This window comes from Micromonospora palythoicola (genome assembly GCF_036689795.1).
Classification (GTDB): Bacteria; Actinomycetota; Actinomycetes; order Mycobacteriales; family Micromonosporaceae; genus Micromonospora; species Micromonospora palythoicola.
Genome location: NZ_JBAGKI010000047.1, coordinates 1 through 23,185, shown reverse-complemented (window position 1 = coordinate 23,185; position 23,185 = coordinate 1). Strand labels below are relative to the sequence as shown.

Below are 23,185 nucleotides of genomic sequence, written 5' to 3'. Positions count from 1 at the left end.
ATAGGCGTCGGCGCGGGCCGAACAGCCGATGGGGGGCGACCCACGCCGGCATCCACGGGGTCGGCCTCGGCGGGCTACTCTGGGGCGGGTGAGCGCTCCCCCGTACCTCCGCGCCCGTCAGGTTCGTGCCGCCCTCGTGGCGTCCTGTGCGACGCTGCTGCTCGTCGCCGGTGGTTGCAGCCTCGGCGACCCGGAACCCGACCCGGCCGGCGAGCCACCGAACCTGCCCAGTCCGACGGTCACCGCGGGCGACGGCGGCCAGGAGGTTGTCGCCACCGTGCTCGCCCAGGGGCTGCGGGTGCCGTGGGGGATCGCCTTCCTGCCTGACGGCGGTGCCCTGGTCACCGAGCGCGACAGTGGCCGCATCGTCCAGGTCGGCCCGGAGTCGACCGCCGACGGTTTGAAGGTCACCGAGGTGCAGACCATCGACGACGTGGTCGCCTCGGGTGAGGGTGGTCTGCTGGGCATCGCGGTCTCTCCGGAGTACGCCCAGGACCGGACGGTCTTCGTCTACTACACGGCCGAACGGGACAACCGGGTGGCCCGGCTGCGACTCGGCGAGAAACCGACCCCGATCCTGACCGGCATTCCCAAGGCGGGCATCCACAACGGCGGCGGCCTGGCCTTCGGTCCCGACGGGCAGCTCTACGCCAGCACCGGCGACGCCGGGGACACCGACCAGTCGCAGGACGTCGAGCAGCTCGGCGGCAAGATCCTGCGGATCACACCGGACGGGAAACCGGCCCCGGGGAATCCCTTCCCGGACTCCCCCGTCTGGTCGCTGGGCCACCGCAACGTGCAGGGCATCGCCTGGTCCGGCGACCGGATGTACGCCGTCGAGTTCGGCCAGAACACCTGGGACGAGATCAACCAGATCACCAAGGGCGAGAACTACGGCTGGCCCGAGGTCGAGGGGCGCGAGGACGACGACCGGTACGTCGACCCGATCGTGCAGTGGTCGACCGATGAGGCGTCCTGCTCGGGCCTGGCCGCGGTGGAACGGATGCTCGCCACCGCCTGCCTGCGCGGTCAACGACTCTGGCTGGTCGAGCTGACCGAGACCGGCACGGTCCTCGGCCAGCCGCAGGCCCTGCTGACCGAGCGGTACGGGCGGCTCCGGGCGATCGCCGCCGCGCCGGACGGTTCGCTCTGGGTCAGCACCTCCAACCACGACGGGCGGGGCCGGCCGGCGCCCGAGGACGACCGGTTGCTGCGCCTCGTCTTCGCCGGTGGCGGTGCCGGGCGTAGCTGAGGCGCCGGCGCACGGCCTCATTCCAGGTTTGCCAAGATCTTTCGGCGGGCAGGTCAGAATCTCATCATGGACGGTCAGCAGAACGACGAGCCGCGCCGCGACCGGGACGGGGAGAGCACCCCTGATCGGTCGCGTCGCTTCCCACTGACGCGACGCTCCGCCGCGGCGCGTACCGGCGTTGGGTGGCACCGGGGCCTGCGCCGCTTCGCCGTCGGCCTGGCCGTCCTGGTCGTGACGCTCGTCGGGGTGCTCGCCGGGGTCGTGGCGGGCGGCAACGTGGGCACCGAGATCGGTCCGTTCCACGCTCGGCTGTCCGTGTCACCGACGACCGACGGCGGCACCACCGTCGACATTCCGCCGCTGGGCTCGTTGCTGCTGGACAGTCACGACGGGCCGACCCAGCTGACCGTCGAGCTGGGCGCGTTGGAGCAGAGCCGGGTGGAGGCGCTGATCGGCGACCCGGCGAGCCTCAACCGGGCCACCCAGTCGGCGGTCGACGAGGTCCGGGAGGGGGTGCTGCGGCTCGGCCTGCGCACGGTCGGCTCCGCCGTCCTGGCCACCCTGGTGCTGGCGCTGCTGGTGTTCCGCGACACCCGCCGGGCGGCCTGGGCCGGCGGACTCGCGCTGCTGATCACGGCCGGCAGCCTGGGCACCGCCGCCGCCACCATCCGGCCCCAGTCGATCGAGGAGCCCCGGTACGAGGGACTGCTGGTCAACGCCCCGGCCATCGTCGGCGACGTGCGCAAGATCGCTGACGACTACACCCGGTACGCCGAGCAGCTCCAACGGCTCATCGGCAACGTCACCCAGCTCTACACGACGGTGTCGGCGCTGCCGGTGTACGAGCCGGACCCGGGCACCACGCGGGTGCTGCACATCTCCGATCTGCACCTCAACCCGAGCGCCTGGCAGCTCATCCGGACCGTGACCGAGCAGTTCGGTATCGACGTGGTGATCGACACCGGCGACATCACCGACTGGGGCAGCGAGCCCGAGGCGTCCTACGTCGGCTCGATCAGCCTGCTGGAGAAGCCGTACGTGTACATCCGGGGCAACCACGACTCGGGCCGTACGGCGGCGGCGGTGGCCCGCCAACCGAACGCGGTCGTGCTGGACAACACCACGACCACCGTCGCCGGGCTGACCATCGCCGGGATCGGTGATCCCCGCTTCACCCCGGACAAGAGCACCTCGCCGGCCAGCGGCGGGCTGAACCAATCCACCGCCGACGAGTTGATCACCAACGGTGAGAAGCTCGCCGCCACGATCCGCAGCTCACCCCGGCCGGTCGACATCGCGCTGGTGCACGACCCGGCCGCCGCCGGCCCGCTCTCCGGCACCACCCCGCTGGTGCTCGCCGGGCACACCCACGATCGGCAGGTCAACACGCTGCCGGAGGTGGCCGGCCAGCAGCCCACCACGCTGATGGTGCAGGGCTCCACCGGCGGTGCCGGGCTGCGGGGGCTGGAGCAGGAGGAGCCGACCCCGCTGGCGATGACGGTGCTCTACTTCGACCAGGAGAAGCGGCTCCAGGCGTACGACGACATCACCGTGGGCGGCACCGGCCAGGCCCAGGTGAACCTCGAACGCACCGTCATCGCCCCGCCGGTGACCACCCCCCTCGGCGCCACCCCCACAGCCACCCCCACCACCACCATCTCCCCCACCCCAACCCCCACCCGCTGACCCCCACCCCCTCCCCCCACCCCCTGCACCCCCACCGGCCCAGGCCGCCCCAGCCCAGATGATCAAGAAGTTTTGGCCACTGTGAAGCGCTCTCCCCGGCGAAAACTTCTTGATCAACGACGTGAGGCGAGGCGGGCCGGGCCGGGTGGGGGTAGTGGGGTGGGGGTGGGTCAGCGGAGGGAGAGGGCGGCGAGGGCGGCGTTGACGATGCTGCCGGGGAGCAGGTCGTGCAGGTCGTAGAGGTCGTGGACGCTGCCGGACTGGCCGAACTCGTCGACGCCGAGCGGAACCGCCGGCGCGGCCACCGCCGAGCCGAGCCAGGCCATGGCGTGCGAGGCGGCGTCGTGCACGGTCACCACCGGCACCCGGTCGGCGAAGGCGGACCGCAGCGCGCCCGGCACGCTCGGCACGGTCGCCGTGCGTACGCCCTGACGCAGCGTGCGTTGCCAGGCCCGGTAGAGGCGATCCAGGCTGGTCACGTCCACCACGTGGGCGGCGACCCCCTCGTCGGCCAGTTCCGCCGCGGCGGCCAGCACCTCGGGCAGCACCGCCCCGGAGGCGGCCAGTTGCACGGTCGGCGCGTCGGCCAGGTGCGGGTACGCCTGGTGGGCGTCGACCAGCCGGTACGCCCCGGCGAGCACCTGCCGGCGCAGTACCGCGTCACCGAGCCGGTTCCGGGCCGCCTCGAACGGTGCCTGGTCCACCGGCCGGGTGCTGAGCCGGAAGTAGTACGCGCCGTCCTCGGCCGGCACCGCCGTCGGTGCCGCCGGGGTCGTACCGGCGATGTGCCCGAACGCGTCGCAGAGCAGCCAGTCGAGGCTTGCCGCGTACGCCGGCTCGACGAAGGTCACCCCGGGCAGTTCCAGGCCCACGCTCGCGGTGATGGTCGACTGGTGGGCGCCGCCCTCCGGCGCGAGGGTGACCCCGGACGGGGTACCCGCGACCACGAAGCGGGCACCGGAGTAGGTGCCGTACAGGAACGCGTCGAGCCCGCGCAGCACGAACGGGTCGTAGACGGTGCCGACCGGCAGCAGCGGCTGCCCGGACAGGTCCCACGCCAGGCCGAGCTGGCCGAGCAGCAGGAACAGGTTCATCTCGGAGATGCCCAGCTCGATGTGCTGACCCTCGGGGCTCTCCGTCCAGCGCAGCATCCGGTCCTCCGACCAGGAACGCTGGGCGGTCGGTGCGAACACGCCGGTCTTGTTGATGAACCCGGCCAGGTTGGTGGAGGTGGCCACGTCCGGCGCGGTGGTGACGAGATACCGGCCCACCTGCGGGTCACGGGCCAGGTCGACCAGCACCCGGCCGAAGACCTCCTGGGTGGAGATCGGCTTGTTGGCGCGTACGTTCGTGGCCTGGGGCACAGCGACCCCCAGCGCACGCTCGCGGGGCGCGCGGGACAGCGCCTCCCGACGCTGCCCGGCCCGGATCCCGGCCGGCGACGCCGGATCGAGCCGGTCCCACTCGGTGTTCCGGGTCAACCCCTGCGCGGCGCGCAACGCGTCGACCTGTTCGCCGGTCAGCAGGGCGGAGTGGTTGCGCGGGTTGCCGGCGATCGGCAGCCCCCACCCCTTGACGGTGTACGCGAACACCACGCTCGGCCGGTCGGTCACCGCGTCGCACTGGGCGTACGCGTCCAGCAGCGCCGCCAGGTCGTGCCCGCCCAGGTCGGTGACGAGTGGGCCGAGATCGGCGTCGGAGACGTCGGCGATCAACGCGGCGATGCCCTCGGGGGCACCGTCCAGGAACTGCTTGCGCAGCGCCGGCCCGGTCAGCCCGAACAGCGACTGGTACTGCTCGTTCGGCATCGCGTCGATCCAGTCGCGCAACGCCGCCCCGCCCGGCCGGTCGTACGCCTCGGCGAGCCGGCGACCGTACTTCACCTCGACGACGTGCCAGCCGGCGGCCTCGAACTGGCCGCGCCACTGGTCGATCCGCACCCCGGGCACGACCCGGTCGAGCGACTGCCGGTTGAAGTCGACCACCCACATGACGTTGCCGAGCCCGGTGGTGGCCGGGTCGGCGACGGCCTCCCAGATGTTGCCCTCGTCCAGCTCGGCGTCACCGATCAGGGCGACGAACCGGGAGTGCGGTCGCGCCCCGAAGTGGGCGTCGACGTAGCGCCGGGTCACCGCCGCGAACAGCGGCGCGGCGGCGCCGAGCCCCACCGACCCGGTGGAGAAGTCCACCGCGTCCGGGTCCTTGGTCCGCGACGGGTACGACTGGAGTCCGCCCCGCGCCCGCAGCCGGGGCAGGTACGACCGGTCCAGGTTGCCCAGCAGGTACTGGATGGCGTGGAAGACCGGCGAGGCGTGCGGCTTGACCGCCACCCGGTCCTCGGCGTCCAGGTGGGCGAACCACAGCGCCGTCATCGCGGTGACCAGCGACGCGCTGGACGCCTGGTGCCCGCCGACCTTCACCCCGTCCCCAGCACCCCGGTCATGGTTCGCCGCGTCCACGATCCGCGTCGCGAGCCACAACACCCGCCGCTGAATCTCATCCAGAACATCAAGATCGTGCTCGTCCACGCTGGAACTCCATCCAGGCATCTCCATTGACGCCCTCATTCGGGGTGGCGCAAGCGTTGATCATGAGGTTAGCGGCGGCGGGATGATCAACAACTGCCGCCAACCTCATGATCAACGCGGGTCGGGTCGGGGTGGGGTGGGGTGGGGGTTAGGGGTTGGGGGTTAGGCGGGCCAGGATCAGGGTGCGGACGGTTTGGGCGTCGGCCTGGCCTCGGGTGGTTTTCATGACCGCGCCGACCAGGGCGCCGGCGGCGGCCACCTTGCCGCTGCGGACCTTGTCGGCGATGGCCGGGTTGGCGGCGATCGCGTCGTCCACCGCGGCGGTGAGGGCGCCGGTGTCGGAGACGACCTCCAGGTTCCGGTTGGTCATGATCTCGGTCGGCGAGCCCTCGCCGGCGACCACGCCCTCCAGCACCGTGCGGGCCAGCTTGTCGTTGAGCTTGCCGGCGTCGACCAGGCCCTGGAGCTCGGCGACCTGGGTCGGGGTGGCCCCGATGTCGGCCAGTTCCACACCCGTCTCGTTGGCCCGCCGGGACAGCTCGCCCAGCCACCACTTGCGAGCGGCGGCCGGTGTCGCACCGGCCGCCACGGTGGCCTCGATCAGCTCGACAGCACCGGCGTTGAGCACCGACTGCATGTCCGCGTCCGACAGGCCCCACGCCTCCTGGAGGCGACGGCGGTGCAGCCGGGGCAGCTCCGGCAGGGCGGCCTTCAGCTCGGCCACCCAGGCCGGGTCCGGCGCGATCGGCACCAGATCCGGCTCGGGGAAGTAGCGGTAGTCGGTGGCGGTCTCCTTGGACCGGCCCGGGGTGGTGTCCCCGGTGTCCTCGTGGAAGTGCCGGGTCTCCTGGGTGATCCGACCGCCGGCCTCCAGTACGGACGCCTGGCGCAGCATCTCCGAGCGGACCGCCCGCTCGACCGAGCGCAGCGAGTTGACGTTCTTGGTCTCGGTGCGGGTGCCCCACTCCTCGCCGGGCAGGTTCAGCGAGGTGTTGACGTCACAGCGCAGCGAGCCCTCCTCCATCCGCACGTCGGAGACGCCCAGCGAGCGGATCACGTCACGCAGCTCGGTGACGTACGCGCGGGCCACCTCGGGGGCGAGCGCACCGGTACCGGGGATCGGCTTGGTGACGATCTCGACAAGCGGAATGCCGGCCCGGTTGTAGTCGACGAGCGACTCGGTGGCGCCGTGGATGCGCCCGGTGGCGCCGCCGACGTGCAGCGTCTTGCCGGTGTCCTCCTCCAGGTGCACCCGCTCGATGCCGATGCGCACCAGCTCGCCGTTGACCTCGACGTCCAGGTGGCCGTCGAAGCAGAGCGGCTCGTCGTACTGGCTGATCTGGAAGTTCTTCGGCATGTCCGGGTAGAAGTAGTTCTTCCGGGCGAACCGGCACCACTGCGCGATGGAGCAGTTCAGCGCCAGGCCGATCCGTACGGTCGCCTCGATGGCCGCCTTGTTCGCCACCGGCAGGGAGCCGGGCAGGCCGAGGCAGACCGGGCAGACCCGGGTGTTCGGCTCGCCACCGAAGTCGGTCGGGCAGCCGCACCACATCTTGGTGTTCGTGCCCAGCTCGACGTGGGTCTCCAGGCCGATCACCGGCTCGTAGCGCGCGACGACCTCGTCGTACGCGGGCAGCGTCGTGGTCATGAGAACTCCAGCTTTGCAGGCGGTAGCCGGCCCACGGCGGCATCCGGACACAACGCCGCCAAGCCTAACCGCTCGACCGGGCACGCCTCGGCCGGGCGTCACCCGGATGTCACTCGGGTGTGCTGAACCGCCGACGACGGTTGAAGGTCACCACGAGCAGGATCCCGCCGATGGAGAACGCCAGCACGCCCAGCGACAGCAGCACGAGTGTCGAGTTCGAGCCGGTGACCGGCAGCCACGCCCCGCTCGTCCTCGACGGCGACGGGGCGGGCGGCGCGGGGCTCGCCGACCGCGTCGGGGTCGGGTCGACCGGGGTCGGGGTGGCGGTGGGCGCGGTCGGGGTGGGGCTCGGAGCGGTCGGGGTGGCGCTCGGACCGGTCGGTGTCGGGCTCGGACCGGTCGGGGTCGCCGTGGGGGTCGGGGTCGTGGCCTCGGCGACGACGATGGTGATGTCCTGCTCGCCGAAGAAGCCGTTCCTGTCGGTCATCCGCAGGGTGGCGGAGTAGGTGCCGGCCGTGGTCGGCGACCCCCCGAGCGAGTTACCGACCAGCAGCATGCCGGGCGGCAGGCTCCCCGCACGCACCGACAACCGGTACGGCTCCGTGCCACCCGCCGCCTCGACGGTGTGGATCGCGTACACCTGCCCCAGCACCATCGGCGACCGAGGCGCGCCCGAGGTGATCTCGACCGTGGGTTCGCGTACCTCGATCGTGGCCGTCCGCTCGGCGAACTGGCCGGCCGCGTCGGTCATCCGCAGGGTGAAGGTGTAGGTGCCCGCCGTGGTCGGCGAACCCCCGAGCGAGTTACCGACCAGCAGCATGCCCGGCGGCAGGCTCCCCGCACTCACCGACAACCGGTACGGCTCCGTGCCACCCGTCGCCTCGACGGTGTGGATCGCGTACACCTGCCCCAGGACCATCGGCGACCGGGGCGCGCCCGAGGTGATGGTGACGGCCACCGCCGCGGCCGGGGACGCGGTGCCCAGCAGCAACGCGACCACCATCGTCAGGGCCATGACCGGGCGCAGTGTCTTCATCGCACATCCAGCTCTGATCAGAACGGCTCGCGTTCGCCAGCGACCAGCCGGTCCACCCGACTCTTGGTCATCCAAACAGGAGGGTTGACGATCGGCAATTACCCGATCGGTGACCAGTGTGTCGCGCCGACGCAACCGCGCCCGGCGCGGCCGGGTGGCCGCACCGGGCGGGCGACGAGGCCGTGCGCGGGCGACGGTCGGCCGCCTGCGCACGATCGTTCACATGGTCGGTGGCGTGAGCGTGCCGACCGCGCTCTCCAGCGCGGCGGCGACCCGGTACATCCGGTCGTCGGCCAGGGTCGGTGCCATCACCTGCAGGCCGACCGGCAGCCCCTCGGAGAGCCCGCACGGCACCGAGATGCCCGGCCCGCCGTACAGGTTGCTCGGGATGGTGAACAGGTCGGCCAGGTACATCTGGTACGGGTCGGAGGTGCGCGCGCCGAGCGGGAAGGCGACGAACGGGGTGGTCGGCGAGATCAGCGCGTCGACCCGCTCGAACGCGGCGGTGAAGTCGCGGGTGATCAGCGTACGCACCTTCTGCGCCTGCCCGTAGTAGGCGTCGTAGTAGCCCGAGGAGAGCGCGTACGTGCCGAGCATGATGCGCCGCTTGACCTCGGGGCCGAAGCCGGCCTCCCGGGTCAGCGACATGACCTCCTCCAGCGACCGGTTGCCGTCGTCGCCGGTCCGCAACCCGAACCGGACACCGTCGAAGCGGGCCAGGTTCGAGGAGCACTCGCTGGGCGCGATCAGGTAGTACGCCGGCAGGGCGTAGCGGAAGTGCGGGCAGGAGATCTCGACGATCTCCGCGCCGAGCTTGGTGAGCGTGTCGACGGCCTCGTTGAAGGCGGCCATCACGCCCGGCTCCGCGCCCTCGCCGCCGAACTCGGTGACGATGCCGAGCCGTACCCCGCTCAGGTCACCGGTCGCGCCGAGCTTCGCCGCGGCCACCACGTCCGGCACCGGGGCCGGGATGGAGGTGGAGTCACGCGGGTCGTGCCCGCCGATCGCCGCGTGCAGCAGCGCCGCGTCGAGCACGGTACGCGCGCACGGGCCCGGGGTGTCCAGCGAGGAGGAGAAGGCCACCAGCCCGTACCGGGAGGTGCCGCCGTAGGTGGGCTTCGCGCCGACGGTGCCGGTGACCGCGCCCGGCTGGCGGATCGAACCGCCGGTGTCCGAGCCGATCGCCAGCGGCGCCTCGTACGCGGCGAGCGCCGCCGCACTTCCCCCGCCGGAGCCACCCGGGATGCGGTCGGTGTCCCACGGGTTGCGGCTCGGCCCGTACGCCGAGTACTCCGTGGAGGAGCCCATCGCGAACTCGTCCATGTTGGTCTTGCCCAGCATCACCGTGCCGGCGGCGCGCAGCCGCTGCACGATCGTCGAGTCGTACGGCGGACGCCAGCCCTCAAGGATCTTCGAGCCGACCGTGGTCGGCACCCCCTTGGTGGTGAGGACGTCCTTGACTGCGACCGGCACACCGGCCAGCGGCCCCAGTTCCTCGCCGGCCGCCCGGCGGGCGTCGACGTCGCGGGCGGCGGCCAGCGCGCCCTCGGTGTCGACGTGCAGGAAGGCGTTGACCCGGCCGTCGACGGCGGCGATCCGGTCCAGGTGGGCCTGGGTGACCTCGACGGCGGAGGCGGCACCGGTGGCGACGAGCCCGGCGATCTGCGTCGCGGTCATTGCGGTGACGTCGGTCATGAGGCCACATCCTCGTCCAGGATCCGCGGTACGCGGAACCGCTGCTCCTCCGCGTCGGGGGCACCCGACAACGCTTCCTCCGGGGTCAGGCACGGCGTCACGACGTCCTCGCGGAGCACGTTCGTCAGCGGCACCGAGTGGGAGGTCGGCGGGATGTCCGCGGCGGCGACCTCGCCCACCTGCGCGACCGCTTGGAGGATCACGTCGAGCTGACCGGCGAAGGTGTCCAGCTCCTCCTCCGTCACGGCGAGCCGCGACAGTCGCGCCAGGTGCGCGACCTCCTCGCGGGAGATGGCGGCCATCGGTGCCCCCTTCGTGGCTGTGCTGCGTCTGCCGGACCTGCGCCCACCGCTGCCGGGTACGCGACACGCGGTGACCGCAGCGAGTCTATTGTTTCCCGCCCGGCCGGCCGTTGCCGCCTCCCCGAGCACCCGATGCGGCCGGTCCCGGCCCGGCCGGATCAGCGGGCGTGCCGTCGGGGAATGTCCGCCTCGTCGTGGCCGCCGAGTGGGCGCAGCGGACGGTACCGGGCCAGCCAGGCGGCCAGTTCCTCCGCCGGCATCGGCCGGGCGTAGAACCAGCCCTGGGCGGCGTCGCAGCCGGCCGCGTGCAGCATCCGCCAGGTCCGCTCGTCCTCCACGCCCTCGGCCACCACCCGGAGCCCCAGCGCCTTGGCCAGTTCGATGGTGGAGCGGACGATCGCCGCGTCGTCGGCGTCCTCGGTCATGCCGAGGACGAACGAGCGGTCCACCTTCACCTCCGACAGCGGCAGTCGGCGCAGGTGCTGGAGGGACGAGTAACCGGTACCGAAGTCGTCGAGCGCGATGCCCACCCCGATCCGGTGCAGCCGGGTGATGGTGGTCAGCACCCGACGTGGGTCGGCCATCAGCGCACCCTCGGTGATCTCCAGTTGCAGCCGCTCCGGTGCCACCCCGTAGCGGGTGAGCCGGTCGGCGATCTGGTCGGCGATCTCACCGGTGTGCAGGTCCCGCACGCTGACGTTCAACGCCGCCCGCAGTCCGAGGCCGGCCGCGGACCACTTGGCGAGTTGCTCCACCACGTCGTCGACGACCCGGCGGGTGAGCAGCCGCATCACCGCGCTCTGTTCGGCGACCCGGATCAGCTCCTCCGGGTCGACCATCCCCCGGCGCGGATGCCGCCAGCGCAGCAGCGCCTCCACCCCGACCACCTCACCGGTGGCGATGGCGACCTGCGGCTGGTAATACATCGTGATCTCGCCCGCGTCCGTGCCCGGCTCGGCACCGGAACGATTCTCGGCGGTGGATTCCGTCCCATCGCCGAGGTCCGACTGGTCACCGGCGCGTGCCCCGGACCACACCGCCCCGCCGGCCGTCGCGGCGTCCGGATCGGCGTCGCGGGCCGCCCGGCGCAGGGTCGGGTCGGCCCCGGTGATGATCCGGGCGATCAGCTCGTCGTCGTGCCGCACCACCCGGGGGCGGCGTCGCCGCCGATCCCACCATCGGGTGCCGGCCGGCTCCTCCGCCGGCACGGAGGTGGGCAGCACCGCGCCGTCGCCGCCGCGCACGGCGGTCGGGCCGGCCGACGCGGACCCGTCGTGCCGCACCGACGCGCCGACCTCCAGCACCCGGCGCAGGTCGGCCAGCAGCCCCAGCCGCTCGGCGGAGTTGTGGTCGGACTCGGCGGTGTAGACGGCGACGGTGTCGTTGCGGTGCTTCGCGTCGTACATCGCCACGTCCGCGTGCCGCATCAGGGTGGCGAAGTCCTCCCCGTGATCCGGAAACAGGGCGATGCCGATGGACCCGCCGACGTCCAGCGGCAGCCCGTCCAGCGACACCGGTTCGGCGAGCGCCTGGACGACCTGGTCGGCCAACGAACGGGCCTCGCCGACCTCGCTGAGCCCGGTCATCACGATCGCGAACTCGTCGCCGCCGAGCCGCGCGACCATCTGCGGCGGCGCGACCACGCTTGTCAACCGGGCGCTCACCTCCACCAGCAGCCGGTCACCGACCGCGTGGCCGAGCGCGTCGTTGACGTTCTTGAACCGGTCCAGGTCGATGAGCAGCAGGGCGAGGCGCGTCGCGGGCTCTCCCCGGGCGGCGCGCTCCGCGTGCCGGTGCACCTGTTCGTTGACCTCCGCCAGCAGTGCCTTGCGGTTGGGCAGGCCGGTGAGCGGGTCGAGTGCGGCCAACTGATGCTGCTCCACGGTGAGCCGGGCCATCCGGTAGACCGCGAACAGCGGCACCAGCACCAGCGGCACCAGGGCGGCGCTGGCCCTGGCGGCGGTGACCAGCACCGGCGCGAGCAGCAGCAACGAGCCGGTGGAGAGCAGCTCGAAGGGCAGGCCGTGCCACGCGTTGGGCCACCACCGCTCCCCGAAGCGCAGCCGCACCGCCGTGGTGACCAGCCCGTAGTTGACCGCGAACCAGGCGACTCCGGCGCCGCCGATCGCGACGATGTCGGTCCAGCCCAGCGCCGCGCCGTCGTAGATGCCGCCGGGGCCGAGCCGGGTGATCGCGTACGCCGCCGCCAGCGAGCAGGCGTACTGCCCCGCGTTGAAGGCCGTCCGCCAGGGCGCGTGCCGCATCCTGACCCCGGACACCACCACGGCGACCGCCTGCACCGCGACCGCGGGGCCGAGCCCCCAGCCGAGCAGGATCGCGAAGGTGAAGCAGGTCGAGGGGAAAACGGCCGAGGAGGACTGCCCCCGCCCGGGCGGCAGGAAGGGCCGCGCGTCGCAGGCCACGGCGAGCACCGCCATCGTCCAGAACGCCGCCGGCAGGTCGGGCAGGGTCGAGACGAACGACACCAGCCCGCCGGCCGAGACGAGCACGGCCACCGCGAGTACGGCCGCGACGAAGGTGGAGAACTGCGCGGTACGCCCGGGCGGGACGAGGTTGCGCGGATCGGGCGACTCCATCACACCTCCCGGCACGAGACCGGCCCGTGGTCTCACGCGCCGTGCCCCAATGAAACGCCCCACCGCCCATCAACCCGGCGCGACAGTCACGAACCGGTCGTAGTCGTGATTAAGTTGGTATCCGGCACAGTGCCGTAAAGATCGTCACTCCTCCACCCGGGCCACCTGCCGGGCCGCCTCGGGGCCGGCGTCGAGGAGCACCCGGAAGCCCTCCTCGTCGAGCACGGGCACCTTCAGGCTCGCCGCCTTGTCCGCCTTGGAGCCGGGGTTGTCGCCCACCACCACGAAGCCGGTCTTCTTCGACACCGAGCCGCTGACCTTGCCGCCCCGGGACTGAATCGCCTCCGCCGCCTGGTCCCGCGAAAAGCCGCCGAGGGTGCCGGTCACCACCACGGTCACCCCCTCCAGCGGACGTGGCCCCTCCTGCACCGCCTCCTCCGCCATGCGGACCCCCGCCTCGGCCCACTTGCGGACCACCTCCCGGTGCCAGTCGACGGCGAACCACTCGCGGATGCTGGCGGCGATGGTCGGGCCGACACCGTCGACTGAGGAGAGTTCCTCCTCGGTCGCCCGGTCGACCGCCTCGATGGACCGGAAGTGTCGGGCCAAGGCCTGCGCGGCGGTCGGCCCGACGTGCCGGATCGACAGGGCCACCAGCACCCGCCACAGGTCGCGCTCCCGGGCCGTGGCGAGATTGTCGAGCAGCTTGACGGCGTTGCTGCCGAGGCTGCCGTCCTTGTTGACGAAGAACGGCGCACGGGCCAGCCGCTCGGCGTCGAGCGAGAAGAGGTCACCCTCGTCGGTGATGATCTGCGCGTCGAGCAGCGCGGCACCGCTCTTGTAGCCGAGGGCCTCGATGTCGAAGGCGCCCCGCCCGGCCAGGTGGAACACCCGCTCCCGCAGCTGCGCGGGGCAACTGCGCGAGTTGGGGCAGCGGATGTCGACGTCGCCCTCCTTGGCGGGCGCGAGCGGCGTCCCGCAGGCCGGGCAGGTGGTCGGCATGACGAACGGTCGGGCGTCCGGCGGACGCAGGTCGACCACCGGACCGAGCACCTCGGGGATCACGTCACCGGCCTTGCGGATCACCACCGTGTCGCCGATCAGGACCCCTTTGCGCTCGACCTCGCGGGCGTTGTGCAGGGTCGCGTACTCGACGGTGGAGCCGGCCACCCGGACCGGCTGGAGCACCGCCCGAGGCGTGACCCGACCGGTCCGCCCGACCTCGACCTCGATGTCGAGCAGGGTGGTGTTGACCTCCTCCGGCGGGTACTTGAAGGCGATCGCCCAACGTGGCGCCCGGCTGGTGGAACCCAGCCGTCCCTGGATGGGCACCGGGTCGACCTTCACCACCACGCCGTCGATCTCGTGCTCGACGTCGTGCCGGTGCGCCGCGTAGTGCGCGATGTAGTCCCGGACGCCGGCCAGGTCGGGCACCACCCGCCAGCGGTCGCTGGTGGGCAGCCCCCAGCCCTGCAACGCCGCGTACGACTCGGACTGGGTGGCCGGCTGGAAGCCGCGGCGGGCGCCGATGCCGTGCACCACCAGGCGCAGCGGGCGGGAGGCGGTGATCCGTGGATCCTTCTGCCGCAGACTGCCGGCCGCGGCGTTTCGCGGGTTGGCGAAGGGCGCCTTGCCCTGCTCGACCAGACCGGCGTTGAGATCGGCGAAGGCGGCCACCGGAAAGTAGATCTCGCCCCGCACCTCGATGAACTCGGGGGCCGGTCCGAACTCCGCCGACTCGGTCAGCCGACCCGGCACGTCCCGGATGCTGCGTACGTTCGCGGTGACGTCCTCGCCGGTGCGGCCGTCGCCGCGGGTGGCCGCGCGAACCAGCCGGCCGCCTTCGTAGGTGAGGTTGATCGCCAGCCCGTCGACCTTCAGCTCGCACAGATAAGGTGCCGGACCACCGGCGTCCCGCTCGACCCGCTCCGCCCAGGCGGCCAGCTCCTCGTCGGCGAAGGCGTTGTCCAGCGACATCATCCGTTCGGCGTGCGCGACCGGTGTGAAGTCGGTGGAGAACGTGCCACCGACCCGCTGGGTCGGTGAATCCGGGGTGCGCAGCGCCGGGAACTCCGCCTCCAGCGCCTCCAGCTCGCGTAGTTGGCGGTCGAAGTCGGCGTCGGAGACGGTCGGGGCGTCGAGCACGTAGTAGCGGTACTGGTGCTCGGTCAGTTCCTGGCTGAGCGTGGTGTGCCGCTCCCGCGCCTGCGGCGTCGGCTCGGGACCGGCGGCCTCCTGCGCCGCATCGACCTGCTGGGGAACCGCTTCCTCGGACACCCTGCCGCCTCCGGACACCGCTGTCGACCTCCCGTGATCGTGCTACCCCCGCACGGTATCCCCCGGGTGGGACAACCGTGCGGCCAGCGCGGCGAGTTGATCGGCGTACTCGATCCGGCCGGCCCAGTCCGCCGGCCAACCGGCCATCCCGTGGGCCGCGCCGACGAAGGCTCCGGCGAGGGCGGCGATCGAGTCGGAGTCTCCGGCGCTCCGCGCACCCCGGGCCAGCGCGTCGACCGGGGCGTCCGGATGCCGGAGTGCGCAGTACAGGGCCGCCGTGAGCGCCTCCTCCGCGATCCAGCCCGCACCGGTGACCCGGCACGGATCGTCGCCGTCATCCGGGGCGGCCAGGGCCGCGTCGAGTCGACCCAGCGCCCGGAGGCACTCGTCCCAACCGCGGGCGATGAACTCCTGCGGCGTCCGCTCGCCCGGCCGTTGCCACAGCTCACCGAGCCAGTCGGCCCGGTAGACCGTGCGCTGCTGCCGACCCCGGGCGGTGAGCAGGCCGGGGAGGTCGGTCAGCGGAGCGCCGTCGACGAGCAGCCGCACGGCGTACGCGGTCAGCTCGCTCGCCGCCAGCCCGGTCGGGTGTCCGTGGGTCAGGCCGGCCTGGAGCTGGGCCAGCCCGGCCAGGGTGTCCAGGTCGACGTCGAGCAGCCCGACCGGGGTGACCCGCATGTTCGCGCCACACCCCTTCGAGCCGGCCTCGGTGGCCTGCTGCCAGGGCAGGTCCCGGGACAGTTCGGCGCAGGCCCGCAGGCAGGTCATCCCCGGCGCGCGGTTGTTGTCCGGGCTGGCCGCCCAGTCCAGGAACCGGCGGCGCAGCAGCGGCTCCACGGCCTCGGCGGTGTACGCCGGCGCGTCGTGCAGCGCCCAACCCACCGCCAACGCCATCTGGGTGTCGTCGGTGACCAGCGCCGGGTCACCGACCAGCTCACGCGGACCGGTGGGCCCGTAGCGCCTGTCGATCTCGGCGACGGTGAGGAACTCGGTGGGCTTGCCGAGGGCGTCACCGAAGGCGAGCCCGAAGAGCGAGCCGGCGACGCGCTGCGGCGCAGGGCTGATCATGACCGTGATGATGCCCGCCGCCGGCAAGTCCGCGCAGCACCCGGTCGGACCACCACCGTCGGCCTGCCGGTCCGACCGAGGTCGGCACGGCAGGCCGGGCGGTCAGTCCCAGCAGAGGCAGAAGGGGTGTCCGGCCGGGTCGGCGTAGACCCGGAAGCCCTCGCCCTCGCCGGGTAGCCGGCGGGCGCCCAGGGCCAGGGCCGCCTGCTCCGCCGCCTCGATGTCGTCGACCGTCACGTCGAGGTGGAACTGCTGGGGCCGCGCCGGATCCGGCCAGGCCGGCGGGCGCAGGTCTAGGGCCCGCTGGAAGGCCAGCCGGGGTTGGTGGCCGGGCGGCCCGCCGAGCACCACCCACTCGTCATCGTCGGAGTTGTCCCCGATCAGCGGCAGGCCGAGCAGCTCCGAGTAGAAGCCGGCCAACGCGCGTGGGTCGGGACAGTCGATCACCGTCGAACGCAGCTGTCCAATCATGGCGAGCATCGTGCCCGGTGGGTACGACGGAAAACCTCACTGCTCGGACAGCCGGCGGCCGGCGTCCCGACAGGCCGCCAGAACCGCCCGAGCGTATGCGGCGTCGGCACCGGCCAGGCCACAGGCGGGGGTCACCACCACCTGCTCGGCGAGCCTGCGGCGCGGGAACCCGAGGCGGTCCCAGAGGGTGCGAACCCGGTCGGCCAGGTCGGCCGAGGTCGGTGCCCGACCGTTCGGCGTCGTCGGCGCGGCACCGGCCAGCAGCCCGAACCCGGCGTCGAGCGCCTCACCGAGCGGGTCGAGGTCGGTGAGCAGGCTCAGGTCGAGCGCGGCACCGATCGCTCCGGCGGAGCGGAGCAGCTCCAGCGGCACGTCCGGGGCGCAGCAGTGCACCACGGTCGGCACCCCGACCGCCTCGATCACCGTGCTCAGCAACGTACGGGCGTCGCCCGACTCCACCGCCCGGTAGGCACCGAGGCCGCTCTCGGTGGGAACCCGGCCGGCCAGCACCGCCGGCAGGCCCGGCTCGTCCAGTTGCAGCAGCACCGAGGCGCGCGGCAGCCGACGGCTCACCGCCTCCACGTGGCCGCGCAGCCCTTCGGCCAGCGAGCCGGTCAGGTCCCGCAGCGCGCCGGGGTCGCGCAGCATCCGACCGCCGATCGGCAGCTCGATCGAGGCGGCCAGGGTCAGCGGTCCGGCCGCCTGGATCTTGAGTGGGCCGGCGTACTCCTCGGCCTGCTCGGCGAGCTGGTCCAGGTCGCGTTCCATCAGGTCGCGGGCCCGGCGCAGGTCGCGGCCGGGACGCGGAGCCACCCGCCACCGCGCCGCGTACAGCTCGATCGGCAACTCCACCAGCAGACCGCCGGTGCGCCCGACCAGGTCCGCACCCGGCCCCCGGGCCGGCAGCTCCGGCAGATGAGGAAGGGCGGGCAGCTCACCGAGGACGATCCGCTGCGCCTCGGCGATGTCGGTTCCCGGCAACGACCCCAGCCCCGTCGCCGCACCCACCGTCCACGGCAACCCCAGATCACTCACCGCCGCAGCCTACCCGTGGACACCTCAGCCACCTGTTGATCAAGAAGTTCCGGTCACGATTCCGGCTTGCGGCTGACGCAAACTTCTTGATCAACGCCAGAGATGGCGGTCAGTCGGTGATGGTGGCGGAGCCGAGGACGATGTCGCCGGCGGGGTCGGGGCGGTAGGCGACGATGGCTTGGCCGGCGGCGACGCCGCGCACCGGGCGGTGCAGGTCGGCGTGCAGGGTGTCGGCGTCGACCGTGACGGCGGCGGGCACCACCACGCCGTGGGCGCGCAACTGCACCTCGCACTCGATCGGGCCGTCGGGTCGCGGCCCTCCGGTCCAGACCGGGCGGGCGGCCCGCACCGTGCCGACCTCCAGCGCCTCCGCCGGGCCGACGGTGACGGTGTTCGTCGTCGGCGTGATGGAGAGCACGTAGCGGGGCCGGCCGTCCGGGGCCGGCCGGTCCAGGTGCAGACCGCGCCGCTGGCCGACGGTGTACGCGTACGCGCCGGCGTGCTGCCCCACCACCGCACCGGTGGTGGCGTCGACCACGTCGCCGGGCGTCTCGCCGAGGCGCTGGGCCAGGAAACCCCGGGTGTCGCCGTCGGCGATGAAGCAGATGTCGTGCGAGTCCGGCTTGTCGGCGACGGCGAGCCCGCGCTCGGCGGCCTCCTGGCGGACCTGCGCCTTCGTCGAGTCGCCCAGCGGGAACATCGAACGGTCCAACTGCTCACGGGTGAGCACGGCCAGCACGTACGACTGGTCCTTGGCCGCGTCGACACTGCGGCGCAGCAGGCCGTCGGGGCCGAGCCGGGCGTGGTGACCGGTGACCACCGCGTCGAATCCCAGGGCCACCGCCCGGTCCAGCACCGCGGCGAACTTGATCTTCTCGTTGCAGCGCAGGCACGGGTTGGGGGTACGCCCCGCCGCGTACTCGGCGACGAAGTCGTCGACCACGTCGGCGTGGAAGCGGTCGGCCATGTCCCAGACGTAGAACGGGATCCCGAGCACGTCGGCGGCGCGCCGGGCGTCCCGCGAGTCCTCCAGCGTGCAGCAGCCCCGGGCCCCCGTGCGGTAGGTCTGCGGGTTGCGCGCCAACGCCAGGTGCACGCCGATCACGTCATGCCCGGCCCGCACCGCCCGCGCCGCCGCCACGGCGGAATCCACGCCGCCGGACATCGCCGCCAACACCCTCACCCGGACCACTCTCCCTTCCCGTCGAGCCTATCCCCGCCCGGCACCGGCTCAACGGGGCGTACGCGGCGCCGCCGCCCGCCGGGCCCGTTCCACAGCCCCCGGTAGGGCGGCGATGAGCGCGTCGACGTCGGCGGTGGTGCTGGTGTGGCCGAGGGAGAAGCGCAGCGACGAGCGGGCCCGGTCGTCGTCCGCGCCCATCGCCAGCAGCACGTGGGAGGGCTGCGCCACCCCCGCCGAGCACGCCGAGCCGGTCGAACAGGCGATGCCCTGGGCGTCCAGCAGGAGCAGCAGCGCGTCCCCCTCGCAGCCGGGGAAGGAGAAGTGCGCGTTGCCGGGCAACCGATCGGTCGGATCACCGTTGAAGACCACCTCGGGGACCGCCTGACGGACCCGCCGCACCAGGTCGTCACGGAGCGCGGCCAACCCGGCCGCGTACTCCTGCTGGCCCTTGACGGCCGCTTCGACGGCGACCGCGAAGGCGACGATGCCGGCCGCGTCGAGGGTGCCGGAACGCACGTCCCGTTCCTGTCCACCGCCGTGCAGCAGCGGTACCGCCGCCACGTCCCGACCGAGCAGCAACGCGCCGACGCCGACCGGGCCGCCGAGCTTGTGACCGGTCACGGTGAGCGCGGCGACGCCGCTGGCGGCGAAGTCGACGGGCACCTGCCCGACCGCCTGGATGGCGTCGGTGTGGAACGGCACCCCGTACTCGGCGGCCACGGCGGCCAGCTCGGCGATCCGCTGGACGGTGCCCACCTCGTTGTTGGCCCACATGGCGGTGACCAGCGCCGCGCGGTCGCCGTGTTCGGCCAGCTCGGTGCGGAGTGCGTCCGGGTGCAACCGGCCGGACCCGTCGACGGACAGCCAGCCCACCTCGGCACCCTCGTGCCGGTCCAGCCACTCCACCGCGTCGAGAACGGCGTGGTGTTCGACGGCGCTGGAGATCACCCGGCGCCGCCCGGCCTCGGCGGCCCGGCGGGCCCAGAAGATGCCCTTCACCGCGAGGTTGTCACTCTCGGTACCACCACCGGTGAAGATCACCTCGGACGGTCGGGCCCCGAGTACGGCGGCCACCCGCTCCCGCGACTCCTCCACCCGGCGACGGGCGCGCCGGCCGGACGCGTGCAGGGAAGACGCGTTGCCGACCTCGCGGGCGGTCGCGACGTACGCCTCCAACGCCTCGTCGAGCATCGGAGTGGTCGCGGCATGATCCAGGTAAGCCATCACGATTCAGCCTAACGACCACTCCGATGCCGAGCGCAGACCGGATTGCCTGACGGGACGTCAAACCGGGGCGGCGGTCACCACGATGTTGTCCCGGTAGCGGCGAGCCTCGGCGTCGAACGGCCCGCCACAGGTGATGAGGGTCAGGCGGGGACGCCCGTCGCGGGCGAAGTACCGCTCCAGCGGAATCTTCGTCTTGTCGTACTCCTCCCGGGCCACCACCCGGTAGGTCCGCTCGGTCCCGTCCTCACCGGTGGCCGTCACGGTGTCCCCCGGTGCCAGTTCCCGCAGCCGGTAGAAGGCACCCTTGCCCTGATCGGCGCTGTCGACGTGCCCGGCGATCACCACCGAGCCGGACTCGGCCTCCAGCCCGGGGCCGTAGCGGTACCAGCCGATCTCGTCGACGCTTGGCGGCACGTCGAACTCCTGGGTGCGCTCGTTCACGCCGACCGGGTCGACCCGCGCGGTGACCCCGATCGCCGGGATGCGCAACCGGACCGGGCGCACCGGTTCGGCGTCGCCCGGCAGCGCGCCGGGGACCACCGCCACGGCCGGTCCGGTGCGCGACGGGGTGGGGCTGGCCAGGGCGGCGGCCCGCTCGGTGCCGACGCTTCCCGCCGGCCTGGACACGACCGCCACGACCGCCGCGACGGCGAGCGCGGCGGCGCCGGCGGCCACCGCCGCCAGCGCCGCACGGTTGCCGACGGTCACCGGCGACCCGACCGGACGACAGCCGCCCGCGCCCCGCCCGCGACCAGCAGCAGGAGGCCGGTTCCCGCCAGGGCGTACCACCAGGTGCCGAGACCGGTGTCGGCCTGCCCGCCGGTGCCGCTCGGCACGCCGGACGGCGCCGAGTGCAGGCCGTCGATGGTCTGCGCGACGACGGAGAGGTTCTCCGCCTCGGCGGAGCCGATGGCGTAGACGATCGTCGCCGTGCCCTCGCGCAGGTTGAGGTCGGCCGGCCCGATCACCACGGTGTCGGTGCCGGCGAGCACCACGTCCGCCGAGACGCTGCCGGCGTCCACGTCGCCCTTGGCCTCGTTCGGGTTGGTCAGGCCCTCGAAGACCGGGCTGCCGCCGGCCCGCACGTCCACGGCCGGGGCGGCGGCCGTGTGCCGGACGATCAGCCGGGCCTTGCCGGCGTCGACCTTCGCGGTGTCGTTGACGAAGGGGGTGATGGTCGGCTCGCCGTCGGCGTTGAGGTGGGCGGCGATGCTGATGTTCGCCCCACCGGGCACCTCGGCGTCGTCGGCGGTGAGGATGGCGTCGCCGATCGGCTCACCCGGCCTGGTCAGCGCGAGGTCGTACTGCCCCTCGGGCAGGTCCAGCGGACCGGCCACGTCACCGGGCTCGAAGTTCTCCAGGGTCTTCTCCCCGTTGACGTAGACGTCGACCGGGGTGTCCGGGATGCCGTGCACGACGGAGACCTTCGAGTCGGCGGCGTACGCCGGGGTCGCCGTCGCGATGCCGGCGCCGACGAAGGTCAGCGCGGCGACCGCGCCACCGGCGGCGACGCGACGAAGGTACGCGAACTGCATGTCTGCCTCCTGATGTTTCGTGCCACTTCGTCATGCTTGCTGTGCACCCCGAGTTACGCCGGCAGCTCGCCGGCCGGATGCGGGCGGCGGCGACTTTCTTTCTGCGGCGGCAACCGCATCCGCCAGGCACCGGCCCGACGTAGTGAGGTCGACAAGACGCTGGGCTGACAGAGGGGACGGCGCCGGTGCGAGCTACAGTCGGGCATGCCCCCAACCAGGCGAACCGTCCCGTGACCGGGATCCGGCAGCAACCGGGCACACCCGAGGACGAGCTGGCCCAGCGTTTCCGGGCCGGCGACGAGCTGGCACTGCGTGAGGCGTACGACCGTTACGGTCGGGCAGTTCTCCACCTGGCCACCAGCACGCTTGTCAACCGCAGCGACGCGGAGGACGCGACCCAGGCCACGTTCGTCGCCGCCTGGCTCGGCCGGGAGACCTTCGATCCGGCGAAGGGCTCGCTCGTCGGCTGGTTGCTCGGCATCGGCCGGCGCAAGGTGATCGACCGGCTCCGGTCCGCCGCCCGGGAGAACCGGGTGGTCGACACCGTGCGCCAACTGCCCGAGCCGGCACCCGCCGGCAGCGACCCGGACACCGTGGTCGACCGGCTGGTGGTGGCCGACGAACTGGCGCGGCTGCCGGACGAGCAGCGGCGCATGCTGGAATTGGCCTTCTTCGACGACCTGACCCACCAGCAGATCGCGACGATGACCGGAGTGCCGCTCGGCACGGTCAAGAGTCACATCCGGCGGGGCATGGCGAGTCTGAAGCGCAGATGGGAGGTGGACGGTGCAGCACCTGGAGCACGACCGGCTGGTATTTCTGGCGCTCGGTGAGAGTGAGGTGGACGTCTCCGACCGCACCCATCTCGACGCCTGCCCGCACTGCCGGGCCGAGTTGGACAGCCTGCGCCACGTCGCCGGCCTCGGTGCCGCCGGTCAGGAACTGCGTGATCTGCCCGACCCGCCGGAGCACCTCTGGCAGGGCATCATGGCCGAGATCACGGCGGCGGAGGAACTGCCCCGCCTCGCCGACCGGCAGCGGCCGGGCGGGACCGACCCGGTCACCACCGACACTCCGTCGGTGCCGCGCCGGTCCCGGCGCGGCCGCTGGTCCCGGCTGGCCACCACGGCGGTCACGGCGGTCGCCGCCGCCACCGTCGCGGTGATCGGCACCGCCGCCGTGCTGCGCGACGGCGGTACGCCCGCCGAGCCGACGGTGCTGGCCAGCGCGCCCCTGGCGGCGTACGGTTCGACTCCGCCGACGGCCCGGGGTGACGCGCGGGTGCTGGGCAGCGGCGAGTTGCATCTGCACGTGGCGAATCTCCCGGCCGTACCGGGGTACTACGAGGTCTGGCTCATCAATCCGCGGAACATGGAGATGTTCTCGGTCGGTGTGCTCGGCGACGGCTCCGACGTGCTGCTGCCGTTGCCGCCGAACGTGGACCTGGGGCAGTACTCGGTCGTCGACGTCTCGGCCGAGGAGTTCGACAACGACACCGCCCACTCCGGCGACAGCCTCCTGCGGGGCTCCCTGACGGGCTGATCGGCGGGCCGGTTCAGCTCCCCGGCCCGCCGAGCAGCTCCCGTGTGCCACCGACGACACAGCCGCGGGCCCCCGCGGCGGGGGGGGGGGGGGTTGGGGGGGG

General features: G+C 72.9%; 18 protein-coding genes. 4 read left to right on the top strand and 14 right to left on the bottom strand.

Annotated features, from left to right (window positions below):
- Positions 1-28 precede the first annotated feature (28 nt).
- Both V5O40_RS19705 and V5O40_RS19700 read left to right on the top strand, forming a co-directional pair.
- Complete coding sequence (locus V5O40_RS19705) at positions 29-1,252, top strand: PQQ-dependent sugar dehydrogenase (protein WP_332906837.1); 1,224 nt, start codon at positions 29-31, stop codon at positions 1,250-1,252.
- A gap of 66 nt (positions 1,253-1,318) precedes the next feature.
- Positions 1,319-2,938, top strand: coding sequence for a metallophosphoesterase family protein (locus tag V5O40_RS19700; protein ID WP_332906836.1), 1,620 nt, complete (start codon positions 1,319-1,321; stop codon positions 2,936-2,938).
- A gap of 170 nt (positions 2,939-3,108) precedes the next feature.
- On the opposite strand, the gene V5O40_RS19695 is transcribed toward V5O40_RS19700, so the two are convergent.
- The 14 genes from V5O40_RS19695 to V5O40_RS19630 all read right to left on the bottom strand — a co-directional run bounded on the left by V5O40_RS19695 (position 3,109) and on the right by V5O40_RS19630 (position 21,540).
- The gene (locus V5O40_RS19695; protein WP_332906835.1) at positions 3,109-5,466 is read right to left on the bottom strand and encodes a transketolase-like TK C-terminal-containing protein; all 2,358 of its coding nucleotides are present in this window, start codon (positions 5,464-5,466) and stop codon (positions 3,109-3,111) included.
- Between the two features lie 148 nt (positions 5,467-5,614).
- Entirely contained in the window at positions 5,615-7,114 is a 1,500-nt protein-coding gene (gene gatB, locus V5O40_RS19690; protein WP_332906834.1) for an Asp-tRNA(Asn)/Glu-tRNA(Gln) amidotransferase subunit GatB, read from the bottom strand.
- Between the two features lie 109 nt (positions 7,115-7,223).
- Complete coding sequence (locus V5O40_RS19685; RefSeq protein ID WP_332906833.1) at positions 7,224-8,150, bottom strand: putative Ig domain-containing protein; 927 nt, start codon at positions 8,148-8,150, stop codon at positions 7,224-7,226.
- Between the two features lie 219 nt (positions 8,151-8,369).
- Complete coding sequence (gatA, locus tag V5O40_RS19680; protein WP_332906832.1) at positions 8,370-9,845, bottom strand: Asp-tRNA(Asn)/Glu-tRNA(Gln) amidotransferase subunit GatA; 1,476 nt, start codon at positions 9,843-9,845, stop codon at positions 8,370-8,372.
- Positions 9,842-10,147 (bottom strand): Asp-tRNA(Asn)/Glu-tRNA(Gln) amidotransferase subunit GatC, encoded by a 306-nt coding sequence (gatC, locus tag V5O40_RS19675; RefSeq protein ID WP_088995614.1) that lies wholly within the window; start codon positions 10,145-10,147, stop codon positions 9,842-9,844. The genes gatA and gatC overlap by 4 nt, the downstream gene beginning before the upstream one ends.
- Before the next feature lie 158 nt (positions 10,148-10,305).
- Positions 10,306-12,744 (bottom strand): putative bifunctional diguanylate cyclase/phosphodiesterase, encoded by a 2,439-nt coding sequence (locus tag V5O40_RS19670; protein WP_332906831.1) that lies wholly within the window; start codon positions 12,742-12,744, stop codon positions 10,306-10,308.
- 144 nt (positions 12,745-12,888) lie between these two features.
- Entirely contained in the window at positions 12,889-15,021 is a 2,133-nt protein-coding gene (ligA, locus tag V5O40_RS19665; RefSeq protein ID WP_332906830.1) for an NAD-dependent DNA ligase LigA, read from the bottom strand.
- 42 nt (positions 15,022-15,063) lie between these two features.
- Positions 15,064-16,089, bottom strand: coding sequence for an ADP-ribosylglycohydrolase family protein (locus V5O40_RS19660; RefSeq protein WP_332906829.1), 1,026 nt, complete (start codon positions 16,087-16,089; stop codon positions 15,064-15,066).
- A gap of 102 nt (positions 16,090-16,191) precedes the next feature.
- A complete protein-coding gene (locus tag V5O40_RS19655; RefSeq protein WP_332906828.1) occupies positions 16,192-16,560 on the bottom strand; it encodes a VOC family protein in 369 nt (122 codons plus the stop codon).
- A 36-nt stretch (positions 16,561-16,596) separates the two neighbouring features.
- Entirely contained in the window at positions 16,597-17,595 is a 999-nt protein-coding gene (locus tag V5O40_RS19650) for a uroporphyrinogen decarboxylase/cobalamine-independent methonine synthase family protein (RefSeq protein ID WP_332906827.1), read from the bottom strand.
- 109 nt (positions 17,596-17,704) lie between these two features.
- Positions 17,705-18,778, bottom strand: a complete 1,074-nt coding sequence (gene mnmA / locus V5O40_RS19645; RefSeq protein ID WP_332906826.1) for a tRNA 2-thiouridine(34) synthase MnmA — start codon at positions 18,776-18,778, stop codon at positions 17,705-17,707.
- A 48-nt stretch (positions 18,779-18,826) separates the two neighbouring features.
- Positions 18,827-20,002, bottom strand: coding sequence for a cysteine desulfurase family protein (locus V5O40_RS19640; RefSeq protein ID WP_332906825.1), 1,176 nt, complete (start codon positions 20,000-20,002; stop codon positions 18,827-18,829).
- Between the two features lie 60 nt (positions 20,003-20,062).
- A complete protein-coding gene (locus V5O40_RS19635; RefSeq protein ID WP_332906824.1) occupies positions 20,063-20,713 on the bottom strand; it encodes a class F sortase in 651 nt (216 codons plus the stop codon).
- Positions 20,710-21,540: a DUF4397 domain-containing protein gene (locus tag V5O40_RS19630; RefSeq protein ID WP_281580252.1), complete on the bottom strand. Its 831-nt coding sequence runs from the start codon at positions 21,538-21,540 to the stop codon at positions 20,710-20,712. The genes V5O40_RS19635 and V5O40_RS19630 overlap by 4 nt, the downstream gene beginning before the upstream one ends.
- 230 nt (positions 21,541-21,770) lie before the next feature.
- On the opposite strand from V5O40_RS19630, the gene V5O40_RS19625 reads away from it, so the two are divergent.
- Entirely contained in the window at positions 21,771-22,373 is a 603-nt protein-coding gene (locus tag V5O40_RS19625) for an RNA polymerase sigma factor (RefSeq protein ID WP_332906858.1), read from the top strand.
- The gene (locus V5O40_RS19620; protein WP_332906823.1) at positions 22,327-23,082 is read left to right on the top strand and encodes an anti-sigma factor; all 756 of its coding nucleotides are present in this window, start codon (positions 22,327-22,329) and stop codon (positions 23,080-23,082) included. The genes V5O40_RS19625 and V5O40_RS19620 overlap by 47 nt, the downstream gene beginning before the upstream one ends.
- Positions 23,083-23,185 lie beyond the last annotated feature (103 nt).

Bases quoted from the DNA above. Each gene is read 5' to 3' on its own strand.
- gatB (WP_332906834.1), bottom strand. From the start codon at position 7,114: ATGACCACGACGCTGCCCGCGTACGACGAGGTCGTCGCGCGCTACGAG.
- V5O40_RS19660 (WP_332906829.1), bottom strand. From the start codon at position 16,089: ATGATCAGCCCTGCGCCGCAGCGCGTCGCCGGCTCGCTCTTCGGGCTC.
- V5O40_RS19705 (WP_332906837.1), top strand. From the start codon at position 29: ATGGGGGGCGACCCACGCCGGCATCCACGGGGTCGGCCTCGGCGGGCT.
- V5O40_RS19670 (WP_332906831.1), bottom strand. From the start codon at position 12,744: ATGGAGTCGCCCGATCCGCGCAACCTCGTCCCGCCCGGGCGTACCGCG.
- V5O40_RS19700 (WP_332906836.1), top strand. From the start codon at position 1,319: ATGGACGGTCAGCAGAACGACGAGCCGCGCCGCGACCGGGACGGGGAG.
- gatC (WP_088995614.1), bottom strand. From the start codon at position 10,147: ATGGCCGCCATCTCCCGCGAGGAGGTCGCGCACCTGGCGCGACTGTCG.
- V5O40_RS19655 (WP_332906828.1), bottom strand. From the start codon at position 16,560: ATGATTGGACAGCTGCGTTCGACGGTGATCGACTGTCCCGACCCACGC.
- gatA (WP_332906832.1), bottom strand. From the start codon at position 9,845: ATGACCGACGTCACCGCAATGACCGCGACGCAGATCGCCGGGCTCGTC.
- V5O40_RS19640 (WP_332906825.1), bottom strand. From the start codon at position 20,002: ATGGCTTACCTGGATCATGCCGCGACCACTCCGATGCTCGACGAGGCG.
- V5O40_RS19685 (WP_332906833.1), bottom strand. From the start codon at position 8,150: ATGAAGACACTGCGCCCGGTCATGGCCCTGACGATGGTGGTCGCGTTG.
- V5O40_RS19630 (WP_281580252.1), bottom strand. From the start codon at position 21,540: ATGCAGTTCGCGTACCTTCGTCGCGTCGCCGCCGGTGGCGCGGTCGCC.